Source organism: Pseudomonas saponiphila, from assembly GCF_900105185.1.
Classification (GTDB): Bacteria; Pseudomonadota; Gammaproteobacteria; order Pseudomonadales; family Pseudomonadaceae; genus Aquipseudomonas; species Aquipseudomonas saponiphila.
Window position 1 is genome coordinate 419,063 of sequence record NZ_FNTJ01000001.1, and the last position, 22,578, is coordinate 441,640.

The 22,578-nt window shown below is 62.5% G+C and carries 23 protein-coding genes; 16 read left to right on the forward strand and 7 right to left on the reverse strand.

Translation table 11 applies throughout. From position 1 onward, the window contains the following. Positions 1–30 precede the first annotated feature (30 nt). The 14 genes from BLV47_RS01925 to BLV47_RS01990 all read left to right on the forward strand — a co-directional run bounded on the left by BLV47_RS01925 (position 31) and on the right by BLV47_RS01990 (position 15,464). The gene (locus tag BLV47_RS01925) at positions 31–2,430 is read left to right on the forward strand and encodes a PAS domain-containing sensor histidine kinase (protein ID WP_092309324.1); all 2,400 of its coding nucleotides are present in this window, start codon (positions 31–33) and stop codon (positions 2,428–2,430) included. A gap of 13 nt (positions 2,431–2,443) precedes the next feature. Beyond that, positions 2,444–3,073 carry a response regulator gene (locus BLV47_RS01930; RefSeq protein WP_016963817.1) on the forward strand — a complete coding sequence of 210 codons (630 nt, stop codon included), beginning with the start codon at positions 2,444–2,446 and terminating at the stop codon, positions 3,071–3,073. A 261-nt stretch (positions 3,074–3,334) separates the two neighbouring features. Then, on the forward strand, positions 3,335–4,459 hold the full coding sequence (locus BLV47_RS01935) for an ABC transporter ATP-binding protein (protein WP_092309327.1): 1,125 nt from the start codon (positions 3,335–3,337) through the stop codon (positions 4,457–4,459). Positions 4,460–4,501: 42 nt separating this feature from the next. Further along, entirely contained in the window at positions 4,502–5,545 is a 1,044-nt protein-coding gene (locus tag BLV47_RS01940) for an ABC transporter substrate-binding protein (RefSeq protein ID WP_092309330.1), read from the forward strand. A gap of 145 nt (positions 5,546–5,690) precedes the next feature. Then, complete coding sequence (locus BLV47_RS01945) at positions 5,691–6,938, forward strand: ABC transporter permease (protein ID WP_092317022.1); 1,248 nt, start codon at positions 5,691–5,693, stop codon at positions 6,936–6,938. A 13-nt stretch (positions 6,939–6,951) separates the two neighbouring features. Continuing rightward, the gene (locus BLV47_RS01950; RefSeq protein WP_092309333.1) at positions 6,952–7,776 is read left to right on the forward strand and encodes an ABC transporter permease; all 825 of its coding nucleotides are present in this window, start codon (positions 6,952–6,954) and stop codon (positions 7,774–7,776) included. A gap of 143 nt (positions 7,777–7,919) precedes the next feature. Next, positions 7,920–9,068, forward strand: a complete 1,149-nt coding sequence (locus BLV47_RS01955; RefSeq protein WP_092309335.1) for an iron-containing alcohol dehydrogenase — start codon at positions 7,920–7,922, stop codon at positions 9,066–9,068. A gap of 80 nt (positions 9,069–9,148) precedes the next feature. Beyond that, on the forward strand, positions 9,149–9,823 hold the full coding sequence (gene rpe / locus BLV47_RS01960) for a ribulose-phosphate 3-epimerase (RefSeq protein WP_092309338.1): 675 nt from the start codon (positions 9,149–9,151) through the stop codon (positions 9,821–9,823). Beyond that, positions 9,820–10,638: a phosphoglycolate phosphatase gene (locus BLV47_RS01965; RefSeq protein WP_092309341.1), complete on the forward strand. Its 819-nt coding sequence runs from the start codon at positions 9,820–9,822 to the stop codon at positions 10,636–10,638. Before rpe ends, BLV47_RS01965 begins: the two co-directional genes overlap by 4 nt. A gap of 71 nt (positions 10,639–10,709) precedes the next feature. Beyond that, positions 10,710–12,197 carry an anthranilate synthase component I gene (gene trpE, locus BLV47_RS01970; RefSeq protein WP_092309344.1) on the forward strand — a complete coding sequence of 496 codons (1,488 nt, stop codon included), beginning with the start codon at positions 10,710–10,712 and terminating at the stop codon, positions 12,195–12,197. Between the two features lie 12 nt (positions 12,198–12,209). Then, the gene (locus tag BLV47_RS01975) at positions 12,210–12,803 is read left to right on the forward strand and encodes an aminodeoxychorismate/anthranilate synthase component II (RefSeq protein WP_092309347.1); all 594 of its coding nucleotides are present in this window, start codon (positions 12,210–12,212) and stop codon (positions 12,801–12,803) included. A 9-nt stretch (positions 12,804–12,812) separates the two neighbouring features. Next, complete coding sequence (gene trpD / locus BLV47_RS01980) at positions 12,813–13,862, forward strand: anthranilate phosphoribosyltransferase (RefSeq protein ID WP_016963746.1); 1,050 nt, start codon at positions 12,813–12,815, stop codon at positions 13,860–13,862. Further along, positions 13,859–14,695: an indole-3-glycerol phosphate synthase TrpC gene (trpC, locus tag BLV47_RS01985; protein WP_092309350.1), complete on the forward strand. Its 837-nt coding sequence runs from the start codon at positions 13,859–13,861 to the stop codon at positions 14,693–14,695. The genes trpD and trpC overlap by 4 nt, the downstream gene beginning before the upstream one ends. A 67-nt stretch (positions 14,696–14,762) precedes the next feature. Continuing rightward, positions 14,763–15,464, forward strand: a complete 702-nt coding sequence (locus tag BLV47_RS01990) for a lipoate--protein ligase family protein (protein WP_092309353.1) — start codon at positions 14,763–14,765, stop codon at positions 15,462–15,464. On the opposite strand, the gene crp is transcribed toward BLV47_RS01990, so the two are convergent. Next, complete coding sequence (gene crp / locus BLV47_RS01995; protein ID WP_092309356.1) at positions 15,461–16,105, reverse strand: cAMP-activated global transcriptional regulator CRP; 645 nt, start codon at positions 16,103–16,105, stop codon at positions 15,461–15,463. The two genes, BLV47_RS01990 and crp, sit on opposite strands and share 4 nt — an antisense overlap. A gap of 234 nt (positions 16,106–16,339) precedes the next feature. Here crp and BLV47_RS02000 point away from each other — a divergent pair, with 234 nt between their 5' ends. Then, on the forward strand, positions 16,340–16,762 hold the full coding sequence (locus BLV47_RS02000) for an OsmC family protein (protein ID WP_009045862.1): 423 nt from the start codon (positions 16,340–16,342) through the stop codon (positions 16,760–16,762). A 73-nt stretch (positions 16,763–16,835) separates the two neighbouring features. Here the strand turns inward: BLV47_RS02000 and coq7 are convergent, their stop codons facing one another. From coq7 to hemJ, 6 genes are all read right to left on the reverse strand, one after another. After that, complete coding sequence (gene coq7 / locus BLV47_RS02005; protein WP_092309359.1) at positions 16,836–17,483, reverse strand: 2-polyprenyl-3-methyl-6-methoxy-1,4-benzoquinone monooxygenase; 648 nt, start codon at positions 17,481–17,483, stop codon at positions 16,836–16,838. A 127-nt stretch (positions 17,484–17,610) separates the two neighbouring features. After that, positions 17,611–17,949, reverse strand: a complete 339-nt coding sequence (locus BLV47_RS02010) for a histidine triad nucleotide-binding protein (RefSeq protein WP_016963742.1) — start codon at positions 17,947–17,949, stop codon at positions 17,611–17,613. Between the two features lie 69 nt (positions 17,950–18,018). After that, on the reverse strand, positions 18,019–18,807 hold the full coding sequence (locus tag BLV47_RS02015; protein ID WP_092309362.1) for an SDR family NAD(P)-dependent oxidoreductase: 789 nt from the start codon (positions 18,805–18,807) through the stop codon (positions 18,019–18,021). A 61-nt stretch (positions 18,808–18,868) separates the two neighbouring features. After that, entirely contained in the window at positions 18,869–19,786 is a 918-nt protein-coding gene (locus tag BLV47_RS02020; RefSeq protein WP_092309365.1) for a DUF805 domain-containing protein, read from the reverse strand. 96 nt (positions 19,787–19,882) lie between these two features. Next, the gene (locus tag BLV47_RS02025) at positions 19,883–20,851 is read right to left on the reverse strand and encodes an NAD(P)H-dependent flavin oxidoreductase (protein WP_092309369.1); all 969 of its coding nucleotides are present in this window, start codon (positions 20,849–20,851) and stop codon (positions 19,883–19,885) included. Positions 20,852–20,883: 32 nt separating this feature from the next. Further along, entirely contained in the window at positions 20,884–21,315 is a 432-nt protein-coding gene (gene hemJ, locus BLV47_RS02030) for a protoporphyrinogen oxidase HemJ (RefSeq protein ID WP_092309372.1), read from the reverse strand. A 136-nt stretch (positions 21,316–21,451) separates the two neighbouring features. Here hemJ and argC point away from each other — a divergent pair, with 136 nt between their 5' ends. After that, entirely contained in the window at positions 21,452–22,486 is a 1,035-nt protein-coding gene (argC, locus tag BLV47_RS02035) for an N-acetyl-gamma-glutamyl-phosphate reductase (protein ID WP_092309375.1), read from the forward strand. The last annotated feature ends 92 nt before the right edge of the window (positions 22,487–22,578 follow it).

A 22,578-nucleotide genomic window follows, 5' to 3' on the forward strand; every position in this document is an offset into this window, starting at 1 on the left:
GTCAGTATTTGTCAGGGTGTGAGACTTCAGATGATGCTTTTTCGCTGCCTTTTGCTTATCGGCTGTGTCGGCCTTCCCTTGATAGGCTGGGCGGCGCCGACGCCCCTTGGGCCCGTGGCGGCCTTGAGCCAGGAGCAGCGGCAATGGCTTGAGCAGCACCCGGAGTTGCGAGTGGGCCTGGTGCTGCAGGCGCCCTTCGCTCAGTACGACCGGCGCCTGCAGCGTTTGTCCGGCGCCAACGTCGAACTGATGCAGGCGTTGGCCCAGGCGCTGAAGATCGAGCTCAGCTGGCGCAACTTCCCCGATCAGGCACAGCTGGAAAGAGCCTTGCGCGACGGCGAAGTAGACATGGCTCCGGGCCTGACCCAGACACCTGCCGGCCTGCGCCTGTGGCTGTTCAGCGACCCTTACATGCGCGTGCCGCAACTGGTGGTGGGGGAGCGCAAGGGGGCGGGCGCGGTAGAGCTGGAAAAGCTCGACAGCCAGGCCCGGGTAGCGGTGCGGATGCCCAGTGCGGTGGCCGACTATCTGCGTCAGACCTACCCCAACCTGAATCTGCAAGGGGTGCCCCTGGAGCGTCAGGCCCTGCAGTTGCTGCTGAGCCAGCAGGCCCGCTATGCGGTGGTGGACGAGGCCCAGCTCAGTCGCTTGTCGGCGGAGGCGGAGTTCGCCGGGCTGGCGGTGGTGGGCGACATTGGCCTGCCGCAACTGTTGCGGGTGGCGACCCGGCGCGACTGGCCGGAGCTGGCCAGCATCGTCGAAAGAGCCTTGCATGCGATCCCGGCCAAGGATCTGGAGCAACTCCACAGCCGCTGGCTGCAGCCCAAGTACCCGCGGCTGGGACAGTCCCCCGGCGTCTGGCAGAACCTCAGCCTGTTGCTGGTGATCCTGTTGCTGGCCAGCCTGGCGATCGTCTTCTGGCAGCGCCGCCAGCAACGCGGGCTGGAGCTGCGACTGTTGGCGGCTCGTGAAGACATCGCCCTGCGCGCTGCCAGCGAAGAGGCCCTGCGCCTGACGCAGTTTTCCATCGACCAGAGCACCGTGGGCATTCTCTGGGTCAACTGGGACAGCCATGTACGCTACGCCAACCGCGCGGCCGAGGAGATGCTCGGTTATCCGGCGGGCGGGGTGATCGACCGGCCGTTGATCGATTTCGAACCCAACCTGCACATGGACCGCTGGCTCAACCTGTGGAAACGCGCCCGGGCCAGCGAAGAGGGCGCGCAAAGCTTCGAGACGGAGTGTGTGCGCGCTGATGGCAGTATCCTGCCGGCGGACGTGTCATTGAGTTTCCTGCGCTTTCGCGACAGCGAGTACCTGGTGGTCTATCTCAATGACGTCACCGAGCGCCGGCGGGCCCTGGCGGCCCTGCGTGAAAGCGAAGCGCGCCTGCAGGGCATCGCCGCCAACGTTCCGGGGCTGGTGTTTCGCCTGGAGCGGGCGCCGGTCACCGGACAGATCGACTTTGCCTACATCAGCGAGGGCAGCGAGACCCTGGTGGGCTACCCACCGGCGGTCCTGGCCCACCGGGACACCGGCCTGCGCAGCCTGGTGCACCCGGACGATAAGGCCAGCTATCACCAGACCCAGGATCAGGCCCTGGATACCGACAGTGACTGGTCCTGGCAGGGTCGCATCCTGACCCGTCAGGGCCAGCAGCGCTGGGCCGAGATCAAGGCCATTACCCGGCGCCTGGATGATGGCGCCTTCGTTTGGGATGGCATTGTCTGGGACATCAGCGAAAGCAAGCGCATCGAGCTGGAGCTGGCCAGCTCTCGGGAGCAATTGCGCGAGCTGTCGGCGCACCTGGAGAGCGTGCGCGAGGAGGAAAAGGCCCGCATTGCCCGGGAAGTCCATGACGAGCTGGGACAGATGCTCACCGTGCTCAAGCTGGAAACGTCTATGTGCGAGCTGGCCTATGCCCAGCTTGACCCGGGCCTGCATGAGCGCCTCAACAGCATGAAACGCCTGATTGCCCAACTGTTCCAGCTGGTGCGCGACGTGGCCACCGCCCTGCGGCCGCCGATCCTCGATGCGGGCATCGCCTCGGCCATCGAATGGCAGGCCCGGCGTTTCGAGGCGCGGACCCAGATTCCCTGCCTGGTGCAGGTCCCGGACAACCTGCCGCGTTTGAGCGACGCCAAGGCCATCGGCCTGTTCCGCATCCTCCAGGAGGCCCTGACCAATGTCATGCGGCATGCCCAGGCGCATACTGTGGAGCTGTCCCTGACCCTGGAAGGCGCCGAACTGTGCATGAGCATCAGTGATGACGGTCTGGGTTTCGACACCGCTTCAGCGCGTCCGACCTCCTTTGGCCTGGTGGGCATGCGCGAGCGGGTGCTGATCATGGGCGGCAGCCTGGTGCTGCAAAGCGTGCAGGGCGAAGGCACCACCTTGAGCGTCCGGGTGCCCCTGGATCCAGAACAATAACGAGGAGAAGCACGTGATCCGTGTACTGGTAGCCGAAGACCACACCATTGTCCGTGAGGGCATCAAGCAACTGATCGGCTTGGCCAAGGATCTCACTGTGGTGGGGGAGGCGAGCAACGGTGAGCAACTGCTGGAAACCCTGCGCCAGGTGAGTTGCGAAGTGGTGCTGCTGGACATCTCCATGCCCGGGGTGAACGGGCTGGAGGCGATTCCGCGGATTCGCGCGCTGCACAATCCGCCGGCGATTCTGGTGCTGTCGATGCATGATGAGGCGCAGATGGCCGCCCGGGCGTTGAAGATCGGCGCTGCCGGCTACGCCACCAAGGACAGCGACCCGTCGCTGCTGCTGACCGCGATCCGCAAGGTGGCCTCGGGCGGGCGCTACATCGATCCGGATCTGGCGGACCGCATGGTCTTCGAAGTCGGCCTGACTGACGCCCGACCCTTGCATTCACTGCTGTCCGAGCGCGAATTCTCGGTCTTCGAACGCCTGGCCCAAGGGGCCAACGTCAACGACATCGCCCAGCAACTGGCGCTGAGCAGCAAGACCATCAGTACCCACAAGGCGCGGCTGATGCAGAAACTCAACGTCACATCCCTGGCCGAGCTGGTGAAGTACGCCATGGAGCACAAGTTGCTCTGACACCATCTGCAGTGCCCTCTCCACCTCCCGGGGAGGGCACTTGTCCATTTACGACATCCCCGCTGTCGGGCTTTTGCCGTTTCTTGCCGCTTGCAGCTTGCCGCTGACCACCGCCCTTATCCAATCCCGCCATCCTTGTAGGGCAATCCCTACACGCAACCTTCCAGGCGGCTGAGGCGAATCTCTCCTGAGCCCCGATTTGCGGGACTTGCGCGCTCCACTAGGCTTGCTCCACAGCCGTCTAAAACAAAAGGTGTGGGTATGAGCGAGGTCGTTTCAAGCGCTGGGGCCAACGATGTTCTGGTCAGTTTTCGTGGTGTGCAGAAGAGCTACGACGGCGAGAACCTGATCGTCAAAGACCTCAACCTGGAAATTCGCAAAGGCGAGTTCCTCACCCTGCTGGGGCCGTCCGGCTCCGGCAAGACCACCAGCCTGATGATGCTGGCCGGTTTCGAGACGCCGACCGCTGGCGAGATCCAGCTGGCCGGGCGTGCCATCAACAATGTGCCGCCGCACAAGCGTGACATCGGCATGGTGTTCCAGAACTACGCCCTGTTCCCGCACATGACCGTGGCCGAGAACCTCGGCTTTCCGCTGTCGGTGCGCGGCCTGGGCAAGACCGACATCAGTGAACGGGTCAAGCGCGTGCTGAGCATGGTCCAGCTCGATGCTTTCGCCCAGCGCTACCCGGCGCAACTGTCTGGCGGCCAGCAGCAGCGGGTGGCCCTGGCCCGCGCCCTGGTGTTCGAGCCGCAGCTGGTGCTGATGGACGAACCCCTGGGCGCCCTCGACAAGCAGCTGCGCGAACACATGCAGATGGAGATCAAACACCTGCACCAGCGCCTGGGCGTGACCGTGGTCTACGTGACCCACGACCAGGGCGAAGCCCTGACCATGTCCGACCGGGTGGCGGTGTTCCATCAGGGCGAGATCCAGCAGATCGCCCCGCCGCGGACCCTCTACGAAGAGCCGAAGAACACCTTCGTCGCCAACTTCATTGGCGAGAACAACCGTCTCAACGGCCGCCTGCACAGCCATAACGGCGAGCGCTGCGTGGTGGAGCTGGGGCGTGGCGAGAAAGTCGAGGCGCTGGCGGTGAACGTCGGCCGCGTCGGCGAGCCTGTGACCCTGTCCATCCGGCCGGAGCGCGTGAGCCTCAACGGCTCCAGCGAAAGCTGCGTCAACCGCTTCTCCGGGAGGGTGGCGGAATTCATCTATCTGGGCGACCACGTCCGGGTGCGCCTGGAAGTCTGCGGCAAGAGCGACTTCTTCGTGAAACAGCCGATTGCCGAGCTCGATCCTGCGCTGGCGGTGGGTGACGTGGTGCCGCTTGGCTGGCAAGTCGAGCACGTTCGCGCGCTTGACCCGCTTCTAGAGGCGAATTGATCGCCCCCTGCAACACCAACCTGCACGTGGAGAACACAATAAATGTTGAGATCCCTGAAATTCACCGCCCTGGCATTGGGCATGATGGGTGCGGCGCACGCCATGGCGGCGGGCCCGGACCTGACCGTGGTGTCCTTTGGCGGGGCGAACAAGGCGGCACAGGTCAAGGCGTTCTACGCCCCTTGGGAAGCGGCGGGCAATGGCAAGATCGTGGCCGGCGAGTACAACGGCGAGATGGCCAAGATCAAGGCCATGGTCGACACCAAGAGCGTGTCCTGGGACCTGGTGGAAGTCGAGTCTCCGGAACTGTCCCGCGGTTGCGACGAGGACATGTTCGAGCAACTGGACCCGGCCCTGTTCGGCAAGAGCGAAGATTACGTCAAGGGCGCTATCCAGCCATGCGGCGTAGGCTTTTTCGTCTGGTCCACGGTGCTGGCCTATAACGCCGACAAGCTGAAAGCAGCCCCCAGCAGCTGGGCCGACTTCTGGGACACCAAGAAATTCCCGGGCAAACGCGGCCTGCGCAAGGGCGCCAAGTACACCCTGGAATTCGCCCTGATGGCCGACGGTGTCGCGCCCAAGGACGTGTACAAGGTGCTGGCCGGCAAGGACGGCCAGGACCGTGCTTTCAAGAAACTCGATGAGCTCAAGCCCAACATCCAGTGGTGGGAAGCCGGCGCCCAGCCGCCGCAGTACCTGGCTTCCGGCGACGTGGTCATGAGCTCGGCCTACAACGGCCGGATTGCCGCGGTGCAGAAGGAAAGCAACCTGAAAGTGGTGTGGAACGGCGGCATCTACGACTTCGACGCCTGGGCTATCCCCAAAGGCCTGGACAAGGCTCGCGCCGAAGCTGCGAAAAAATTCATCGCCTACTCGGTCCAGCCGCAACAGCAGAAAACCTATTCGGAAAACATCGCCTACGGCCCGGCCAACACCCAGGCGGTACCGCTGCTGAGCAAGGACATCCTCAAGGACATGCCGACCACCCCGGAAAACATCGCCAACCAGGTACAGATCGACGTCAGCTTCTGGGCTGACAACGGCGAGCAGCTGGAACAGCGCTTCAACGCCTGGGCAGCCAAGTAACCACCCCCTGCTGTTGTAGGAGCGAGCTCGCTCACGAAGGCGTCATCAGCTCAAGCCTGATGTTGAAGGATGCCCTTGAATGCGCGGGCAAGCCCGCTCCTACCCCGGTGGCTTGTATTCGAAAGATCGATTCGCGGAGTTTGTCATGACCATCACCGTTCCCCTGAACGCGGTCACCGGCCCGACCTTGAAGCAGCGGCTGGCCCGTGCCGAGCGGGTCAACCGCTGGAAGGCACAGGCCTTGATCGCGCCCCTGGTGCTGTTTCTGTTGCTGGTGTTCCTGGTACCGATCGTGGCGCTGCTGTACAAGAGCGTCGGCAACCCGGAAGTGGTCGGCGGCATGCCGCGCACGGTGGCGGCCGTGAGTGCCTGGGACGGTCGTGGCCTGCCCGGCGAAGGGACCTACAAGGCCTTGAGCGAGGACCTGGCGGACGCCCGCAAGAATCAGACCCTGGGCGACCTGTCCAAGCGCCTGAACATGGAACTGGCCGGCTATCGCAGCCTGCTGACCAAGACCGCCCGCGCCTTGCCGTTCAAGGCCGAGCCCGAATCCTATAAAGAAGCCTTGGAAAGCCTGGACGAGCGTTGGGGCGACCCGGCCTACTGGCAGGCGATCCGCCGCAACACCAGCAGCCTGACCCCTTACTACCTGCTGGCGGCGGTGGACCATCGCATCGATGACCTGGGCGAACTGGCCCCGGCCACCCCGGACCAGGCCATCTATCTGGACATCTTCGCCCGGACCTTCTGGATGGGGCTGGTGATCACCGCCATCTGCCTGGTCCTGGCCTATCCCCTGGCGTACCTGCTGGCCAATCTGCCGGCACGCAAGAGCAACCTCTTGATGATCCTGGTACTGCTGCCGTTCTGGACCTCGATCCTGGTGCGGGTCGCGGCCTGGATCGTGCTGCTGCAATCCGGTGGCCTGATCAACAGTGCGCTGCTGGCCATGGGGGTGATCGACAAGCCCCTGGAGCTGGTGTTCAACCGGACCGGGGTCTACATCTCCATGGTGCATATCCTGCTGCCGTTCATGATCCTGCCGATCTACAGCGTGATGAAGGGCATTTCGCCGACCTACATGCGTGCGGCGATTTCCCTGGGTTGCCACCCGTTCGCCAGCTTCTGGCGGGTGTATTTCCCGCAAACCTATGCCGGGGTCGGCGCTGGCTGCTTGCTGGTGTTCATCCTGGCCATCGGCTACTACATCACCCCGGCCTTGCTGGGCAGCCCGAACGATCAGATGGTCAGTTACTTCGTCGCCTTCTACACCAACACCAGCATCAACTGGGGCATGGCCACGGCCCTGGGCGGCCTGCTGTTGCTGGCGACCGTCGTGCTCTATCTGATTTACAGCTGGCTGGTGGGCGCCAGCCGCCTGCGCCTGAGCTAAGGAGAGATTCGAAATGCTGAGCCCCTACATGTCTCCCGTCGAACGGATCTGGTTCTACAGCTTGCGGATTCTCTGCGGCTTGATCCTGTTGTTCCTGGTGTTGCCGGTGCTGGTGATCATCCCGCTGTCGTTCAACTCGGGGAGCTTCCTGGTGTACCCGTTGCAGGGGTTCTCGCTGCACTGGTACCAGGACTTCTTCGCCTCCGCCGAATGGATGCGGGCGCTGAAAAACAGCATCATCGTGGCCCCGGCCGCGACCCTGCTGGCCATGGTCTTCGGTACGCTCGCGGCCATCGGCCTGACCCGCGGCGACTTTCCCGGCAAGGCGCTGGTAATGGCCCTGGTGATTTCGCCGATGGTGGTGCCGGTGGTGATCATCGGTGTCGCCAGCTACCTGTTCTTCGCGCCGCTGGGCATGGGCAACAGTTTTTTCTCGCTGATCATCGTGCATGCGGTGCTCGGGGTGCCTTTCGTGATCATCACCGTGTCGGCGACCCTGCAGGGCTTCAACCATAACCTGGTGCGCGCCGCGGCGAGCCTCGGGGCTTCGCCCTTGACCACGTTCCGCCGGGTGACCTTGCCGTTGATCGCGCCCGGGGTCATCAGTGGCGCGCTGTTCGCCTTTGCCACCTCGTTCGATGAGGTGGTGGTGACCCTGTTTCTGGCCGGTCCGGAGCAAGCGACCCTGCCACGGCAGATGTTCAGCGGCATCCGTGAAAACCTCAGCCCGACCATTGCCGCGGCGGCGACGCTGCTGATTGCCTTCTCGGTGATTCTGCTGCTGACCCTGGAATGGCTGCGTGGACGCAGCGAGAAACTACGTACCGCCCAGGTGTAAAAACGCGCGGTTCCCCCGTCCGGGCCACTGAAGGGTGTTCCGGGCGAGGGACGATGGGGCATTCGTCCGCTGAATAGGCGACAACCGATAATCCACGTCTACGCTTGTGCCAGCTTTCCCCTTCTATATAAGAGGCTGCGCACATGAGTATTTCCTCTTTCAAGATCGCTCATAAGCTGCTCACCGGCAGTACCGCCATCGAGCAACTGGCCGCTGAGCTGACTCGCCTGGATGTCGACAACCCGCTGATCGTCACAGACGCCGCGCTGCTCAAGTCGGGCACGGTGGCGCTGGCGTTGGCCCATCTGGGGGAGCGCGATCACGAGATCTTCGACCGGGTGCTGCCCGATCCGGAAATCGCTATCGTCGAAGACTGCATGCAGGTCTACCGCGAAGGCGGGCATGACGGTCTGATCGGGGTGGGGGGCGGCAGCGCCATCGACATTGCCAAGAGTGTCGCGGCTTATGCCGGTTATCACGGCGCCCTGGAAGACCTGTTCGGCATCGATCAGGTGCCGCGCAAGGGGCCGCCGCTGATCGCCATTCCCACCACCGCCGGCACCGGCTCGGAAGTCACCAACGTGGCGATACTCTCGGACAGGGCTGCGCAGTTGAAGAAGGGCATTGTCAGCGACTACCTGCTGCCGGACGTGGCCCTGGTCAGCCCGCAGATGACCCTGACCTGCCCTCGCAGCGTGACCGCCGCCAGTGGCGTCGATGCCCTGGTGCACGCGATTGAAGCCTATCTGTCGCTGAGTGCCTCCGCGATCACCGATGCCCTGGCCATAGGGGCCATCAAGCTGATCGTCAAGGCGCTGCCCAAGGCCTATGCCAACCCGGCCAACCTGCAGGCCCGGGAGGATATGGCCACCGCCAGCCTGATGGCGGGCATGGCCTTCGGCAATGCCGGGGTCGGCGCGGTGCATGCGATGGCCTATCCCCTGGGGGGGCGTTTTCATATGTCCCACGGGGTCAGCAATGCCTTGCTGCTGCCCTATGTCATGACCTGGAACAAGATGGCCTGTGTCGAGCGCATGCAGGATATCGCCGAAGCCATGGGGCTGCAGACCGCGCACTTGAGTGCCAGCGAGGCCGCCGATCGGGCCGTGGACGCGATGACGGCCCTGTGCGCTGCGGTGGAGATTCCCAATGGCTTGCGCAGCTTTGGCGTGCCCGAGGAGGCGATTCCCGCCATGGCCGTGGAGGCCGCGGGGATCGAGCGTCTGATGCGCAACAATCCGCGCAGACTGAGTCCTGCCGATATCGAGAAGATCTATCGCGCGGCTTACTGATCATCGCGGTTACGGTGTGCGCTCCAAAGCATGAGGTATACAATGCGCGCCATCGTGATTCTGCTCAAAAAAGGTGCGTCATGCAGCCCTTCGCTATTGCTCCGTCGATTCTCTCCGCCGACTTCGCCCGTCTGGGCGAGGAAGTGGACAATGTCCTGGCCGCCGGTGCCGATATCGTCCACTTCGATGTCATGGACAACCACTATGTGCCGAACCTGACCATCGGCCCGATGGTCTGCTCTGCGCTGCGCAAGTACGGAATCACCGCGCCGATCGATGCGCACCTGATGGTGACTCCGGTGGATCGCATCATCGGTGACTTCATCGAGGCGGGCGCGACCTACATCACCTTTCACCCGGAAGCCACCCTGCATGTGGACCGTTCCCTGCAGATGATTCGCGAAGGTGGTTGCAAGGCCGGCCTGGTGTTCAACCCGGCGACCCCGCTGGACGTGCTCAAGTACGTGATGGACAAGGTCGACATGGTGCTGCTGATGAGCGTCAACCCGGGCTTTGGCGGGCAGAAATTCATTCCTGGAACCCTGGACAAGCTGCGCGAGGCGCGGGCCTTGATCGACGCCTCCGGCCGCGATATCCGTCTGGAAATCGATGGTGGGGTGAACGTCAACAACATCCGCGAAATAGCCGCCGCGGGCGCCGATACCTTCGTGGCCGGCTCGGCGATCTTCAACGCGCCGAACTATCGGGAAGTCATCGAGAAAATGCGCGCTGAACTGGCGCTGGCTCGGCCATGAGTGCGTTCGAGCAGCTGTTCCCGGGGCGCCTGCCGCGGCTGGTAATGTTCGACCTGGACGGCACCCTGGTCGATTCGGTGCCGGACCTCGCTGCTGCCGTGGATCAAATGCTGCTCAAGCTGGGGCGCAAGCCCGCGGGGATCGAGGCGGTGCGCGAGTGGGTCGGCAATGGCGCTCCGATGCTGGTGCGCCGGGCTCTGGCCAACAGCCTGGATGCCCAGGGCGTCGACGAAGTCGAGGCTGAACATGCCCTGGAGCTGTTCAACAGCGCCTACGAGGACAGCCACGAGCTGACCGTGGTTTATCCCGGTGTCCGCGAAACCCTCAAGTGGTTGTACAAGCAGGGCGTGGAAATGGCCCTGATTACCAACAAGCCCGAGCGTTTCGTGGCGCCCTTGCTGGATCAGATGAAGATCGGCCGGTATTTCCGCTGGATCATTGGCGGCGACACCCTGCCGCAGAAGAAACCCGATCCGGCGGCGCTGTTCTTCGTGATGAAGATGGCCAGTGTGCCGGCCTCGCAATCGCTGTTCGTCGGCGACTCGCGCAGTGACGTGCTGGCCGCCAAGGCAGCAGGAGTCAAGTGCGTAGCGCTGAGCTATGGCTACAACCATGGCCGGCCGATTGCCGAAGAGCTGCCGGCGCTGGTGATCGACGACTTGCGGGCGCTGATCCCCGGTTGCTTAGAACCTGCCGCTGAGATAACGTTGCCCGACGCTGTTCCATCCCCTTCTGGAAACTCCATCGTGGTGGTCACTCGCAAACTCTGGATGAAAGTCATCAAGGCCTTGGCCCGTTGGCGTTGGCGCGCCTGATTTTTGTCTGGCCGGCCCTGCCGGCGTGTTTGCATACCTGACTGTTAGACCCTCAAGCCACGAGGCATCCCATGATTCGCGAAGAATTCCTGCGTTTGGCCGCAGCCGGTTACAACCGTATCCCGCTGGCCTGCGAAACCCTTGCCGACTTCGACACGCCGCTGTCGATCTACCTGAAACTGGCCGATCAGCCCAACTCCTACTTGCTGGAGTCGGTGCAGGGCGGCGAGAAGTGGGGGCGCTATTCGATCATTGGCCTGCCATGCCGCACCGTGTTGCGGGTGCACGGCTTCCAGGTCAGCGTGACCCACGATGGCGTGGAGATCGAACGCCATGAAGTGACCGACCCGCTGGCCTTCGTCGAGGAATTCAAAGCCCGCTATAACGTGCCGACCATCGCCGGCCTGCCACGCTTCAACGGCGGCCTGGTGGGGTATTTCGGTTATGACTGCGTGCGTTATGTCGAGCCGCGCCTGGGCCCGTGCCCGAACCCGGATCCGATCGGCGTGCCGGATATCCTGCTGATGGTTTCCGACGCGGTGGTGGTGTTCGACAACCTGGCGGGCAAGATGCACGCCATCGTGCTGGCCGATCCAAGCCAGGAGAATGCCTTCGACGCCGGCCAGGCGCGTTTGCAGGAGTTGCTGGCACAACTGCGCCAGCCGATCACCCCGCGCCCGGGGCTGGATTTCAGCAAGCAGCAGGCCTGCGATCCGGTATTCCGCTCCAGCTTCACCCAGGCGGATTACGAGCGGGCCGTGGACACCATCAAGGAATACATCCTGGCCGGCGACTGCATGCAGGTGGTGCCATCCCAGCGCATGTCCATCGATTTTTCCGCCGCGCCCATCGATCTGTACCGGGCGCTGCGCTGCTTCAACCCGACGCCGTACATGTACTTCTTCAACTTCGGTGACTTCCATGTCGTGGGCAGCTCGCCAGAAGTGCTGGTGCGGGTCGAGGACAACCTGATTACCGTGCGGCCGATTGCCGGCACCCGCCCGCGAGGCGCTACCGAGGAAGCCGACCTGGCCCTGGAACAGGACCTGCTGTCGGACGCCAAGGAAATTGCCGAGCACCTGATGTTGATCGACCTGGGGCGCAACGACACTGGTCGGGTCTCCGAGATTGGCTCGGTGAAGCTCACCGAGAAGATGGTGATCGAGCGTTATTCCAACGTGATGCACATCGTCTCCAACGTCACCGGCCAACTGAAATCCGGCCTGACGGCGATGGACGCACTGCGAGCGATCCTGCCGGCGGGCACGTTGTCCGGCGCGCCGAAGATCCGCGCGATGGAAATCATCGACGAGCTGGAACCGGTCAAGCGTGGAGTCTACGGCGGCGCCGTGGGTTACTTCGCCTGGAACGGCAACATGGACACCGCGATTGCCATTCGAACTGCGGTGATCAAGAACGGCGAGCTGCATGTACAGGCCGGCGGCGGGATTGTTGCCGACTCGGTGCCGACCCTGGAGTGGGAAGAGACGCTGAACAAGCGTCGCGCAATGTTCCGTGCCGTGGCACTGGCTGAACAAACCCCCGCATCCAAGGCTTGAGGAGTTTCCACTATGTTGCTGATGATCGATAACTACGACTCCTTCACCTATAACGTCGTCCAGTACCTGGGCGAGTTGGGGGCCGAGGTGAAGGTGGTGCGCAATGACGAGTTGACCGTGGCTGAAATCGAGGCGCTCAAGCCGGAGCGCATCGTGGTTTCGCCCGGTCCTTGCACACCCACCGAAGCCGGCATCTCCATCGAGGCGATCAAGCATTTCGCCGGCAAGCTGCCGATTCTCGGCGTGTGCCTGGGGCACCAGTCCATCGGCCAGGCCTTTGGCGGCGAGGTAGTACGTGCCCGGCAAGTGATGCACGGCAAGACCAGCCCGGTGTTCCATCGTGACTTGGGGGTATTCACCGGCCTGAACCTGCCGCTGACGGTGACCCGCTACCACTCGCTGGTGGTCAAGCGGGACAGCCTGCCCGACTGCCTCGAAGTCACCGCCTGGACTCAACTGGACGACGGTTCCGTCGACGAGATCATGGGGCTGCGCCACAAGACGCTGAATATCGAGGGTGTGCAATTTCACCCCGAGTCTATTCTCACCGAGCAGGGCCACGAGCTGTTCGCCAACTTCCTCAAACAGAGCGGCGGCACGCGCTAAGGACTTTTCATGGATATCAAGACTGCCCTGAGCCGTATTGTCGGCCATCTGGACCTGAGCACCGACGAGATGCGCGATGTGATGCGCGAGATCATGACCGGTCAATGCACCGATGCGCAGATTGGCGCCTTCATGATGGCCATGCGCATGAAAAGCGAAAGCATCGACGAAATCGTCGGCGCGGTGTCGGTGATGCGCGAGTTGGCGGACAAGGTCGAGCTCAAGACCCTCGACGGTGTGGTGGACGTGGTGGGCACTGGCGGTGACGGTGCGAACATCTTCAACGTTTCCACGGCTTCCTCTTTTGTGGTCGCGGCGGCCGGCTGTACGGTCGCCAAGCATGGCAATCGCGCGGTGTCCGGCAAGAGCGGCAGTGCCGACCTGCTGGAGTCGGCCGGGGTCTACCTGAACCTGACTCCGGTCCAGGTGGCCCGCTGCATCGACAATGTCGGTATCGGCTTCATGTTTGCCCAGTCTCATCACGGTGCCATGAAATATGCCGCTGGCCCGCGCCGCGACCTTGGCCTGCGGACCCTGTTCAACATGCTTGGCCCGCTTACGAATCCGGCCGGCGTGAAACATCAGGTAGTGGGTGTGTTCACCCAGGCGCTGTGCCGGCCATTGGCCGAGGTTTTGCAGCGATTGGGCAGCAAGCATGTGCTGGTGGTGCACTCCCAGGATGGCCTGGACGAGTTCAGCCTGGCTGCACCGACCTATGTGGCTGAGCTGAAGAATGACCAGATTACCGAGTACTGGGTGCAGCCCGAGGACCTGGGCATGAAGAGCCAGAGCCTGTTTGGCCTGGTGGTTGAGAGCCCGGCGGCGTCCCTGGAGCTGATTCGCGATGCCTTGGGACGACGCAAGACCGAGCATGGCCAGAAGGCCGCCGAAATGATTGTGCTCAATGCCGGTGCGGCGCTGTATGCCGCAGATCATGCCAGCAGCCTGAAAGAGGGCGTGGCCCTGGCTCATGACGCCTTGCACACCGGCCTGGCCCGGGAAAAGCTTGAGGAACTGGGCGCCTTTACCGCGGTGTTCAAGCAGGAGAATGAAGGATGAGTGTGCCGACTGTTCTGGAAAAGATCCTCGCCCGCAAGGTGGAGGAGGTTGCCGAGCGCAGCGCGCGTGTCAGCCTGGCCGAACTGGAAACCCTGGCGCGCGCCGCCGATGCTCCGCGCGGCTTCGCCAGGGCTCTGCAGCAGCAGGCCAAGCTCAAGCAACCGGCGGTGATCGCCGAGATCAAGAAGGCATCACCCAGCAAAGGTGTGATCCGCGAGAACTTTGTGCCTGCGGACATTGCCAGGAGCTATGAGAAGGGCGGTGCCACCTGCCTGTCGGTGCTCACCGACGTCGATTTTTTCCAGGGCGCCGATGCTTATCTGCAACAGGCTCGGGCTGCCAGCAAGTTGCCGGTTATCCGCAAGGATTTCATGATCGATCCCTATCAGATCGTCGAAGCCCGCGCCTTGGGCGCCGACTGCGTGCTGCTGATCGTCGCCGCGCTGGATGACGGGCGAATGGCCGAGCTGGCCGCGGTGGCCAAGGGCGCTGGCCTGGATGTGCTGGTGGAAGTGCACGATGGCGACGAGCTGGAGCGGGCACTGAAAACCCTCGACACGCCGTTGGTGGGGATCAACAACCGCAACCTGCACACGTTCGATGTCGACCTGGAAACCACCCTCGACCTGCTGCCGCGGATTCCCCGCGACCGCCTGGTGATTACCGAGAGCGGCATTCTCAATCGTGCCGATGTCGAGCTGATGGAAATCAGCAACGTCTATTCGTTCCTGGTGGGCGAGGCGTTCATGCGCGCCGAGAGCCCGGGCAGCGAGCTGCAACGCCTGTTCTTCCCCGAGCGCGGCGTCCCGGTCAGCGGTTCGACCTTGGACTGAGCCTGAAACACTGAACAAGCCGGCATTGCCGGCTTTTTCATATCTACTGCCAAGGACTTGCCCTGTCATGACTCAACCCCTTGCCTTGACCGTCGAAGCCGGCCTGCAGGCCGAGCAGGATCTGCTGGCCCAGGTGTGCGCCACAGAGCAGGAGTTTGGCCTGCTGTTCTGGCAGCCCAGTGACCGAGCACTGGTGATGCCACGGCGCCTGAGTCGCCTGCCCGGATTCGAGCAGGCTTGCCAGGTGTCGGCCGCCAATGGCTGGCCGGTGTTGTTGCGGGAAACCGGTGGCGAGCCGGTGCCGCAGTCGGCGGCCACGGTGAACATTGCGCTGGTCTACGCACCGCCGCGTAGCGAGGGGGATCAGGGGCGGATTGAAACGGCCTATCGACGCTTGTGCCAGCCGATTTGCGACCTGCTCACCGAGTTGGGAGGCAATCCGTCATTGGGCGAGGTGGACGGTGCCTTTTGCGATGGGCGCTTCAACGTCAATCTGGACGGTCGCAAGCTGGTCGGCACTGCCCAGCGCTGGCGCCAGAGCAAGGGCGGGCAGCGGCCAGTCGGGTTGGTACACGGAGCCTTGTTGCTGGATAACGAGCGCGCCTCGATGGTAGAGGCGGTCAATGCCTTCAATCAGGCCTGTGGACTGGAGCAGCGTTGCCGGGCCGAGAGCCATATTGCCTTGCATGAGGCTTTTGCCGCCCCCGACGCCATCGGCCGGCTGGACAGCCTCTACCGAGAGATGCTCAACGGCTTTCTGCCGGGCTAGCGGGTGCCGAATACCACCATGGTCTTGCCTTTGACGTGAACCAGGTTGCGTTCTTCCAGGTCCTTGAGGACCCGGCCGACCATTTCCCGTGAGCAGCCGACGATCCGGCCGATCTCCTGGCGGGTGATCTTGATCTGCATGCCGTCCGGATGGGTCATGGCATCCGGTTGCTTGCACAGCTCCAGCAAGCAGCGGGCAACCCGTCCGGTCACGTCGAAGAACGCCAGATCGCCGACCTTGCGCGTGGTGTTGCGCAGGCGCTGGGCGATCTGCCCGCTCAGCACGTACAGAATGTCCGGATCGATCTGCGACAGCTCTCGGAACTTGGCATAGCTGATTTGTGCCACTTCACATTCCACCTTGGCGCGCACCCAGGCGCTGCGTTGCTGCTCCTGCCCGGCCTCTTCGAACAGCCCCAGTTCGCCGAAGAAGTCCCCGGCGTTGAGGTAGGCAATGATCATCTCCCGGCCGTCGTCGTCTTCGATGAGGATGGTCACCGAACCCTTGATGATGAAGTACAGGCTGTCGGACACGTCGCCGGCGCAGATGATGTTGCTCTTGGCCTGATACCGGCGGCGTTGACAGTGCATCAGCAACTTGTCGAGATTTTTGATCCTGGGGGTGGGGGCAACAGCAACCATGGTTGTATCCCGAAAAGACTGCACGGTATGAGGTGTTTGTTATGGGGTGAAAAGCGAAGCTGTTTGACGCTGGCGATGCGCCATTCATTTGGCGTCAGCTTAACAGACACATCCTAGGCAGATTTAAGATTTTTCTTGGTGAAAATCGGCAATATACCTGCATCAGGCAAAGCGCGGCCGGGGCAAAACCCTGTGCTAAGCTGGCGACCCTTTTTTAGCAGTGGAGTCTTGGCGATGAAGGCACGCATCCAATGGGCTGGCGAAGCCATGTTCCTCGGTGAGTCGGGCAGCGGTCATGTCGTGGTGATGGACGGCCCACCAGAAGCCGGTGGACGTAATCTGGGTGTTCGCCCCATGGAAATGCTCCTGCTGGGCGTGGGCGGTTGCAGCAACTTCGATGTGGTCAGCATTCTGAAGAAGTCACGCCAGGCCGTGGAAAGTTGCGAGGCCTTCCTCGACGCCGAGCGCGCGACCGAAGATCCCAAGGTCTTCACCAAGATTCACATGCACTTCGTGGTCAAGGGGCGGGGCTTGAAAGAAGCCCAGGTCAAGCGCGCTATCGAGCTGTCGGCGGAGAAATACTGCTCGGCCTCGATCATGCTCGGTGCCGCTGGCGTGGCCATCACTCACGATTACGAAATCGTCGAGCTCGGCTGATTGGCGTCGATTGTTGCGGGTAAAGCAAAGGGCGCTCATGGAGCGCCCTTTTTTGTCGGAGGCAGCAGCGGAGTCAGATCCGGTAGGTGCTTTTGGTCATGACCTTGGCCAACAGGCTCATGCCGAACTTGACCGGTGCCGGGAAGCGAAAACCGCCGGCTTCAAGGGCGGTTTCGGCGTGGTGTTCTTCGTCGATCCGCATCTGCTCGAGAATGGCCCGGGACTTTTCGTCCTCGGCCGGGAGCTGTTCCAGGTGCTCGTTCAGGTGTTTGCAAACCTGATCTTCGGTGGCGGCGACGAAACCCAGGCTGACCTTGTCGCTGATCAGCCCGGCCGCTGCGCCGATGCCGAATGACAGGCCGTAGAACAACGGATTGAGAACACTGGGATGGCTGCCCAACTGACGGATGCGTTGCTCGCACCAGGCCAGGTGATCGATCTCTTCTTCGGCGGCATGCTCCATGGCCTGGCGTACCTGGGGCAGCTTGGCGGTCAGCGCCTGGCCCTGGTACAGCGCCTGGGCACAGACTTCCCCGGTATGGTTGATGCGCATCAGGCCGGCGACATGCCGGGTGTCCTCGTCACTCATCTGCGCATCCGGCCGCACGATGGCCGGCGACGGGCGATAAGGTTGGCCACTGAACGGCAACAGCGTGCGCATGGCCATATCGGCCTGCAGCAGCAGGCGGTCAATCGGCGAGTAGTGACGTTGGGTAGTCATGCTTATCTCCGGGAAGAATCACGGCGGCCAGTTTACTCCAATCGATGGGGCGAAAACTGCGCTGGATCAGCGCACCCTCGTCGCAGACCGGACGAGAGGGCGCCGTGCAGGAATGTAGGGGGGGCAATCAGCCCGGAGGCCAGTTCATCTGGCGTTGACCCAGCACATGCATGTGAATGTGATAGACGGTCTGTCCGCCCAGCTCATTGCAGTTCATCACCACCCGGAAGCCGTCTTCACAGCCTTGTTCCTTGGCCAATCGCTGGGCGGTGAACAGAATATGTCCGGCCAGGGCCTTGTCGTCCTCGGTGAGATCGTTGAGGGTGCGGATGGGCTTTTTCGGAATCACCAGGAAGTGCACCGGCGCTTGCGGGGCGATGTCGTGGAAGGCCAGAACCTGGTCGTCCTCGTAGATGATCTTGGCGGGTATTTCTCTGTTGATGATCTTGGTGAACAGAGTATCCACAGCTGTTTCTCCATTGGGTTGGTCCGGGCTGAGTGTACTCAGGCTCATCCTGTGCGCCCAGCCCGGCATCTAACGTGGGCAATAGGCCCGATTGACGTAACCGACGATCTTGCGGGTCAGCCAGCGCGAGCCGAGGCGGCTGCTGAAAGCCATCCAGCGGTTCAGGCGGCCGGGAATGATGATGGCGCGGTTCTTTTCCAGCGCACGGACCGCGTACAGGGCCACTTCCTCGGGGCTCATGAGCAGTCTGCTGTCGTTGAGCTTTTTAGTGTCCATTTGTGCCGTGCGGAAAAAGCCCGTGCGAGTCGGGCCGGGGCACAGCACCGAAACCTTGACTGCGCACTTCTTCAGTTCTTCGCGCAGGCCCTCGGAAAAGTGCAGGACATAGGCCTTGCTGGCGTAGTAGGTGCTCATCCACGGGCCGGGATAAAAGGCGGCTACCGAGGCGACGTTGAGAATCTGTCCGCCACCCAGCAGCGCCATGCTGTTGCCCAGGGCATGACACAGGCGGGTAAGGGCTAGGATGTTGACCTCGATCAGGTCCTGTTCGGTCATCCAGTCCTGGGCCAGGAAGGGGCCACAGGTGCCGATGCCGGCGCAATTGACCAGCAGGTCGATCTGACGCTCGCCTTCCTCCAGTTCCAATAGGAAGCCGGACAGGCGCAGGGGCTCCCCCAGGTCGCAGGCGCGAAACAACACCTCGACACCAAAGCGCTGGGTCAACTCCAGGGCGATAGTTTCCAGCTGATCACGCTGGCGGGCCACCAGAAGCAGGTTGCGCCCACGCCGGGCCAGGGCTTCGGCCAGGGCCAGGCCTATGCCGCTGGAAGCACCGGTGATCAGAGCGTAACGGGTCATGCATTTCTCCATCGCAACGGCCGGTCGCCTGCGACAGGAAGGGTCGCAGGCTCGGACGCGTTTATTCTTGCTCGGATTCTACAGGGGCCGCGGCGCTGTCGGCGGGTTCAGCCTCTTCGTCAACGCTGGCGGAGTCGACGTTTTCGCTGTAGCTGGTCTCGCTGTAGCGATCTTCCAGAGAGCTCAGGCCACCGGCCACCAGGCCAATGATCAACGCCACGATCAGTACGACCCACATCCATGACAGGACCTTGACCGCAGTGGTATTGGGCGGTGGCGGGGCGCCGTAGCGGTTGGCGACGTTACTGCCCGGACTGACCATCAGCACCAGGGGGAAGATGCTGCCGACGATTGGTACGAAGTTCAGCAGCCATAGCCAGCCGGACCAGCCCAGGTCATGCAGGCGCTGCACGCTGATCTGGATGCTGACGACGATGAAACCGATGAACACCACGATGCCGCCGATGATCCCGACTCCAGTGAGGAGCGTGGAGTTGAGCACAGCAGCGGAAAGAATGCCGAAGAACGCACCGACTCCGACCACGGCCAGCATCGCGACCGTCAGGACCAGGGTCCAGGCCAGGTAGCGCAGGCGACCGATGCGGCCCTCGAAACTGAAGACATTGAGCGTGGCGTATTGCGGCAGAGCCTCGCCGACCGTGGCTTGTGGAGGCGCGTAGGGCGACTCGCTGATTGGGGCCGGGGTCGGGGCATGGGTGACTGCGTCCAGGTTCAGGTCCAGAGCCTGTTCAGCTTCGATTCGGGCATCGATCCCGGCGTTTTTCAGGGCTTCCAGGTAACGCTGTGCGTCCGCCTGAGTCAGATCGCGTTTGAGTTCTACCCGCTGACCGCTGAACAGACGCTCTACTGCGGCAGCATCGCTTTTGAACAGTTCGGCCAGGTTCAGTTGGGCGGTGGACTTCTCGACGCCGGGCAACAGTGTGCCGTCGAAAACAATCTTGTAGCGGGTTTCGCTCATGGGGGGCATCCCTGTCTCTTGAAAAGAAGGCTTACATAAAAGGCCGCTAGTTTAAGGCCAGCGCCCCCCCGCTGGCCAAAAAACAATGAGAACGGGTTAACGTGGCCAGCGATTGCTCAACTGCGCGGCGCGTTCCTGGGCGGCCTGGTATTCGCTGTCCAGGCGGGCGATCAATTGATCGACGCTGGGCAGGTCGTTGATTTCGCCTACGCCTTGGCCGGCCGACCATACGGTTTTCCAGGCCTTGGCCTCGTCGCTGATGGGTTTGAGCTTGGAGCCGAAGTTGATGTCACCCTTGCCTTGCAGGGCGGCCAGGTCGAAGCCGGCATTCTCCAGGCTTTGGCGCATGAAACTGGCAGGCACCCCGGACACTGCGGCGGTGTGCACGATGTCCGCAGCACGGGAACTGAGCAGCATCTCTTTGTAGGCGTCCGGCGCGTGACTTTCGCGGGTGCCGATAAAGCGTGTACCCAGATACGCCAGGTCGGCACCGAGCAATTGAGCGGCGAGAATCTCGTGGCCGCGATTCAGGCAGCCGGCCAGCAGCAGGGTCTTGTCGAAGAACTGGCGAATTTCGGCGATAAGGGCGAAGGGGCTCCAGGTGCCAGCATGCCCGCCGGCCCCTGCGGCGACGGCGATCAGTCCATCGACTCCGGCTTCTGCGGCTTTCTCCGCGTGCCGGCGCGTGGTCACGTCATGGAACACCAGGCCGCCGTAGCTGTGTACGGCGTCGACGACTTCCTTGACCGCTCCCAGGCTGGTGATGACGATTGGCACTTTGTGCTCGATGCAGATCTGCAGATCCGCCTGCAGGCGCGGATTGCTGTTGTGCACGATCAGGTTCACCGCGTAGGGGGCAGGGTTCTCCAATTTGCCCAGCCCCGCCTCGATCTCTTCGAGCCAGGCCTTGAAGCCACTGCTTTCTCGCTGGTTCAGGGCCGGGAAGCTGCCGACCACGCCATTGCGACAGCAGGCCAGGACCAGCTCGGGGTTGGAGATCAGGAACATCGGCGCCGCCACCAGAGGCAGGCGCAGGTGTTGCTCGAGCAGAACGGGCAGTGACATTGGAGTACCCCCAGGTAAGTGACTAGTCAGTGTTAGAACGGCCTGACAACGACCAGAATTACGATAGCCAGCAATAGCAGAACCGGTACTTCATTGAACCAGCGATAAAAGACATGGCTGCGGTTGTTCTCGCCACGGGCGAAGCGTTTCACTTGCGCGCCGCACATGTGGTGATAACCGATCAGGATTACCACCAGGGTCAGCTTGGCGTGCATCCAGCCGCCCTGGCCGAAGTAGGCGCTGGGGTTGAGGCTGATCAGCCAGATGCCGAAGATCAGCGCCGCGATCATCGCCGGGCCCATGATGAAGCGATACAGCTTGCGCTCCATCAGGCAGAAGCGCTCGCGGCTGACGGCGTCTTCGCTTTGGGCGTGATAGACGAACAGGCGTGGCAGGTAGAACAGGCCGGCAAACCAGCAGACCACGCTGACGATATGAAAGGCTTTGAGCCATAGATAGAGCATTTTTAGTTATTCCCAGATTCACGGTGGCGAAGATAGTAGAGGGTAGAGCGGCCGCACGTCACCTTGACGGTTGTCGCAGGGGCGCGCCGCCCCTATTATCGGCAGCCTTTCCAGTGGGTTCGTTGAGGGCAGGTTTATGGTCAAGGTCGGTATCGTCGGCGGCACGGGTTACACCGGTGTCGAACTGCTGCGTCTGTTGGCACAGCATCCGCAAGCGCGAGTGGAGGTCATCACTTCGCGATCCGAAGCCGGCCTGGCCGTCGCCGACATGTACCCGAACCTGCGCGGTCACTATGACGGCCTGGCCTTTAGCGTGCCGGACATCAAGACCCTGGGGGCCTGCGATGTGGTGTTCTTCGCCACGCCTCATGGGGTAGCCCATGCCCTGGCCGGGGAATTGCTGGCGGCGGGAACCAAGGTCATCGATTTGTCGGCGGACTTCCGTTTGCAGGATGCCAATGAGTGGGCCAAGTGGTACGGCCAGCCCCACGGCGCGCCCGAGCTGCTGGATGAGGCGGTCTACGGGTTGCCGGAAGTCAACCGCGAGCAGATCAAGAAGGCTCGGCTGATCGCTGTTCCAGGCTGCTACCCAACCGCCACCCAGTTGGGCTTCCTGCCGCTGCTGGAAGCGGGTCTGGCCGATGCGTCGCGTCTGATCGCCGACTGCAAGTCAGGTGTCAGCGGTGCCGGCCGTGGTGCCAGTGTGGGTTCGCTGTACTCGGAAACCTCTGAAAGCATGAAGGCCTATGCGGTCAAAGGGCATCGTCACTTGCCGGAAATCCGCCAGGGGTTGCGCCGGGCAGCAGGCAAGGATGTCGGTCTGACCTTTGTTCCGCATCTGACACCGATGATTCGCGGCATTCATTCCACGCTCTACTCGACAGTTGTGGACCGTTCGGTTGATTTGCAGGCGTTGTTCGAGAAGCGCTATGCCAATGAACCTTTTGTCGATGTGATGCCGGCGGGCAGTCATCCTGAAACCCGTAGCGTGCGTGGCGCCAACGTGTGCCGGATTGCGGTGCATCGTCCGCAGGACGGCGATCTGGTGGTGGTGCTGTCGGTCATCGACAACCTGGTCAAGGGCGCTTCGGGGCAGGCGGTGCAAAACCTCAATATTCTGTTTGGCCTGGATGAGCGTCTGGGGCTGTCTCACGCGGGCATGCTGCCTTGAGACCGTTTTAGCGTTGAACAGAAAGGCCCGTCTGACGGGCCTTTCTGCGTTATGCGGGTAGCTGTACGACTATTGATATACCGTAACAATAG

Bases quoted from the DNA above. Each gene is read 5' to 3' on its own strand.
- BLV47_RS02020 (WP_092309365.1), bottom strand. From the start codon at position 19,786: ATGAGCGAAACCCGCTACAAGATTGTTTTCGACGGCACACTGTTGCCC.
- BLV47_RS02015 (WP_092309362.1), bottom strand. From the start codon at position 18,807: ATGACCCGTTACGCTCTGATCACCGGTGCTTCCAGCGGCATAGGCCTG.
- BLV47_RS01940 (WP_092309330.1), top strand. From the start codon at position 4,502: ATGTTGAGATCCCTGAAATTCACCGCCCTGGCATTGGGCATGATGGGT.
- rpe (WP_092309338.1), top strand. From the start codon at position 9,149: ATGCAGCCCTTCGCTATTGCTCCGTCGATTCTCTCCGCCGACTTCGCC.
- hemJ (WP_092309372.1), bottom strand. From the start codon at position 21,315: ATGCTCTATCTATGGCTCAAAGCCTTTCATATCGTCAGCGTGGTCTGC.
- BLV47_RS01935 (WP_092309327.1), top strand. From the start codon at position 3,335: ATGAGCGAGGTCGTTTCAAGCGCTGGGGCCAACGATGTTCTGGTCAGT.
- coq7 (WP_092309359.1), bottom strand. From the start codon at position 17,483: ATGACTACCCAACGTCACTACTCGCCGATTGACCGCCTGCTGCTGCAG.
- trpE (WP_092309344.1), top strand. From the start codon at position 10,710: ATGATTCGCGAAGAATTCCTGCGTTTGGCCGCAGCCGGTTACAACCGT.
- crp (WP_092309356.1), bottom strand. From the start codon at position 16,105: ATGGTTGCTGTTGCCCCCACCCCCAGGATCAAAAATCTCGACAAGTTG.
- BLV47_RS01965 (WP_092309341.1), top strand. From the start codon at position 9,820: ATGAGTGCGTTCGAGCAGCTGTTCCCGGGGCGCCTGCCGCGGCTGGTA.
- BLV47_RS01945 (WP_092317022.1), top strand. From the start codon at position 5,691: ATGACCATCACCGTTCCCCTGAACGCGGTCACCGGCCCGACCTTGAAG.
- BLV47_RS02000 (WP_009045862.1), top strand. From the start codon at position 16,340: ATGAAGGCACGCATCCAATGGGCTGGCGAAGCCATGTTCCTCGGTGAG.
- BLV47_RS01975 (WP_092309347.1), top strand. From the start codon at position 12,210: ATGTTGCTGATGATCGATAACTACGACTCCTTCACCTATAACGTCGTC.
- BLV47_RS01955 (WP_092309335.1), top strand. From the start codon at position 7,920: ATGAGTATTTCCTCTTTCAAGATCGCTCATAAGCTGCTCACCGGCAGT.
- BLV47_RS01925 (WP_092309324.1), top strand. From the start codon at position 31: ATGATGCTTTTTCGCTGCCTTTTGCTTATCGGCTGTGTCGGCCTTCCC.
- trpC (WP_092309350.1), top strand. From the start codon at position 13,859: ATGAGTGTGCCGACTGTTCTGGAAAAGATCCTCGCCCGCAAGGTGGAG.
- argC (WP_092309375.1), top strand. From the start codon at position 21,452: ATGGTCAAGGTCGGTATCGTCGGCGGCACGGGTTACACCGGTGTCGAA.
- trpD (WP_016963746.1), top strand. From the start codon at position 12,813: ATGGATATCAAGACTGCCCTGAGCCGTATTGTCGGCCATCTGGACCTG.
- BLV47_RS01990 (WP_092309353.1), top strand. From the start codon at position 14,763: ATGACTCAACCCCTTGCCTTGACCGTCGAAGCCGGCCTGCAGGCCGAG.
- BLV47_RS01950 (WP_092309333.1), top strand. From the start codon at position 6,952: ATGCTGAGCCCCTACATGTCTCCCGTCGAACGGATCTGGTTCTACAGC.
- BLV47_RS02025 (WP_092309369.1), bottom strand. From the start codon at position 20,851: ATGTCACTGCCCGTTCTGCTCGAGCAACACCTGCGCCTGCCTCTGGTG.